The organism is Limnohabitans sp., from assembly GCF_046052825.1.
In the GTDB taxonomy this organism is placed as follows: domain Bacteria; phylum Pseudomonadota; class Gammaproteobacteria; order Burkholderiales; family Burkholderiaceae_C; genus Limnohabitans.
This window is the reverse complement of the sequence record NZ_JAVLFP010000093.1, coordinates 1-2,445: the sequence shown is the minus strand read 5'-3', so window position 1 is coordinate 2,445 and position 2,445 is coordinate 1. Positions and strand designations below refer to the sequence as shown.

General features: G+C 59.1%; 4 protein-coding genes and 1 pseudogene. All 5 read left to right on the top strand.

Annotation, left to right across the window (positions count from 1 at the left end):
• On the top strand, window positions 1-667 hold a 667-nt coding region (locus ACKWJN_RS15220), incomplete at its 5' end, for an aminotransferase class I/II-fold pyridoxal phosphate-dependent enzyme (RefSeq protein ID WP_408598296.1).
• A 3-nt stretch (window positions 668-670) separates the two neighbouring features.
• Window positions 671-1,069: a tol-pal system-associated acyl-CoA thioesterase gene (ybgC, locus tag ACKWJN_RS15215; protein WP_408598294.1), complete on the top strand. Its 399-nt coding sequence runs from the start codon at window positions 671-673 to the stop codon at window positions 1,067-1,069.
• Window positions 1,066-1,755: a protein TolQ gene (gene tolQ / locus ACKWJN_RS15210; RefSeq protein WP_408598293.1), complete on the top strand. Its 690-nt coding sequence runs from the start codon at window positions 1,066-1,068 to the stop codon at window positions 1,753-1,755. The genes ybgC and tolQ overlap by 4 nt, the downstream gene beginning before the upstream one ends.
• Window positions 1,756-1,769: 14 nt before the next feature.
• Window positions 1,770-2,201 carry an ExbD/TolR family protein gene (locus tag ACKWJN_RS15205; RefSeq protein WP_408598291.1) on the top strand — a complete coding sequence of 144 codons (432 nt, stop codon included), beginning with the start codon at window positions 1,770-1,772 and terminating at the stop codon, window positions 2,199-2,201.
• An 18-nt stretch (window positions 2,202-2,219) separates the two neighbouring features.
• Window positions 2,220-2,445, top strand: a pseudogene (locus ACKWJN_RS15200) (protein TolA); the annotation flags it as partial.

The following is a 2,445-nucleotide window of genomic DNA, read 5'->3' as shown; positions in this document are numbered from 1 at the left end:
GGCCTCCCCATCCAACCCCACTGGCACCTCGATTCACCCCGACGCCTTGCACGCCATCCACAAAGAGGTGTCGCAGCGCGGTGGCTTCACTTTGATTGACGAAATTTATTTGAGCCTGAGCTACGACGCGCAGTATGGTCAATCGGCCTTGGGGCTAGACGACAGCATCATCAGCATCAACAGTTTTAGCAAGTACTTCAACATGACGGGTTGGCGTTTGGGCTGGTTGGTGGTGCCTGACGCGCTGGTGCCAGTGGTGGAGCGTTTGGCGCAAAACCTCTTCATCTGTGCCAGCACCGTGGCGCAGCATGCGGCGCTCGCTTGCTTTGAAGACCAGAGCCTGGCCGTCTACGAGCACCGACGTGCCGAGTTTCAAGCCCGCCGCGACTACTTTGTGCCCGCCCTGAATGCCTTGGGGCTGACTGTGCCTGTCATGCCCGATGGCGCGTTTTACGCATGGGCCGATTGCTCGGCTGCCGCCCAAAAGCTGGGCGTGCAAGGCAGCTGGGACTTTGCATTTGAAGTGCTGAACCAAGCAAATCTGGCCATCACCCCAGGCCGAGACTTTGGCCATGCGGACACCTCACGCTTTGTGCGCTTTTCCACTGCCCGCTCTTTGCCCGAGTTGCAAACGGCGGTGGCCCGTTTACACACTTTGCTGGGCTAAGCCATGGGCGCTATTTTTGAACACCCCATTCGGGTTTACTGGGAAGACACCGATGCAGGGGGCATCGTGTTTTATGCCAACTACCTGAAATTTTTTGAGCGTGCGCGCACTGAATGGCTGCGCTCGCTTGGGATTGGCCAACACGCCTTGCGCGAAACAACAGGTGGCATGTTTGTGGTGAGTGAAACCACCGTCAAATACCACCGCCCCGCCAAGCTCGATGACTGTCTGCGCGTCACCGCCACCTTGGCTGAAAGTGGCCGCGCCAGCCTCGTCATTGCGCAGCAAGCCTGGCTGGGCGACACACTGTTGTGCGAAGGCACGATTCGCATTGGCTGGGTCGATGCCACCACCATGAAGCCTGCGAGAATCCCCTCTTCTGTATTGGAACGCCTGACATGACACAAGACTTTTCCATCATTCATTTATTGCTCAACGCGAGTTGGGTTGTGCAAGTTGTGGTGCTGATGCTCATGACAGTTTCTATCGTGAGTTGGGCCGCGATCTTTCGCAAGATTGGTTCGATCAAACGCATCCAAGAACTCAACGAAGCATTCGAGCGCGACTTCTGGTCAGGCACCAGTTTGAACGAGTTGTTCGCAGCGGCCGCTCACAACGCCAAAACCTCGGGCCCGATGGAGCGCATCTTTGCCAGTGGCATGCGCGAATACCAAAAACTTCGCGAGCGTCGCATCAACGACAGCAGCGCGTTGATGGACGGCGCTCGCCGCGCCATGCGTGCGAGCTACCAACGCGAGATGGATGCGATTGAATCCAACCTCTCCATGCTCGCCTCGGTCGGTTCAGTCTCACCTTATGTGGGTTTGTTTGGCACGGTGTGGGGCATCATGCACGCCTTCACTGGCTTGGCCGGCATGCAGCAAGTGACCTTGGCCAAAGTGGCCCCTGGCATTGCCGAGGCCTTGGTGGCCACCGCCATTGGCTTGTTTGCTGCCATTCCGGCGGTGCTGGCCTACAACCGCTTTTCGCGTGACATCGACCGCGTGTCGATCAAGCTGGAGACGTTCATCGAAGAGTTCTCCAACATTTTGCAGCGCAACGTCAGCGCCACCACGCTGGCCCACTGAGTCCAAAGGCCCCTATGGCTTCCATCGCTCCCCGCTCCGGCCGTGGTCGTCGCACCATGAACGAGATCAACATGGTGCCTTTCATCGACGTCATGCTGGTGCTGCTGATCATCTTCATGGTCACCGCGCCACTCATCTCGCCCAGCGTGATCGACTTGCCCACCGTGGGCAAAGCGGCCACGGTGCCCGACCAAGTGATCCACATCGAGATCAGCAAAGACGACAAGATCACCGTCAAGAGCACCGGCACCACGGTGTCCACCCGCAGCAGTTCAATGGACATGCTGGCGCGCGATGTGCGCCAACTGCAAGGCGAAGCAGCGCAAGGGCCGGTGGTGATCACGGCTGACCGCAGCATCAAGTACGAGTCGGTGGTCAAAGCCATGGACACCTTGCAACGCGCCGGGGTGCAACGCGTGGGCTTGGCCGTGCAATTGGTCGATTGAGTGTGAGCCCCTGCCGCCATGAGCGCCCAAGCCAAGCATCTTGAATTTGCACCCCCGCCAGCGCCTGGCACGGGTCGTTCGTTGACGCTCGCCTTGTTTGTGCACGGCTTGCTGTTGGTGGCGCTGACAGCTGGCATTCAGTGGAACCAAGACCTGCCCTTGTCGGCCGAAGCCGAACTCTGGTCAGCCGTGCCCCAAGCCGCAGCGCCCAAATTGGTGGAGGTTGAACCACCGCCGCCGCCGC

What these genes read in the sequence shown, in the direction of transcription:
- ybgC (WP_408598294.1), top strand. Translation starts at nt 671, where the DNA reads ATGGGCGCTATTTTTGAACACCCCATTCGGGTTTACTGGGAAGACACC.
- tolQ (WP_408598293.1), top strand. Translation starts at nt 1,066, where the DNA reads ATGACACAAGACTTTTCCATCATTCATTTATTGCTCAACGCGAGTTGG.
- ACKWJN_RS15205 (WP_408598291.1), top strand. Translation starts at nt 1,770, where the DNA reads ATGGCTTCCATCGCTCCCCGCTCCGGCCGTGGTCGTCGCACCATGAAC.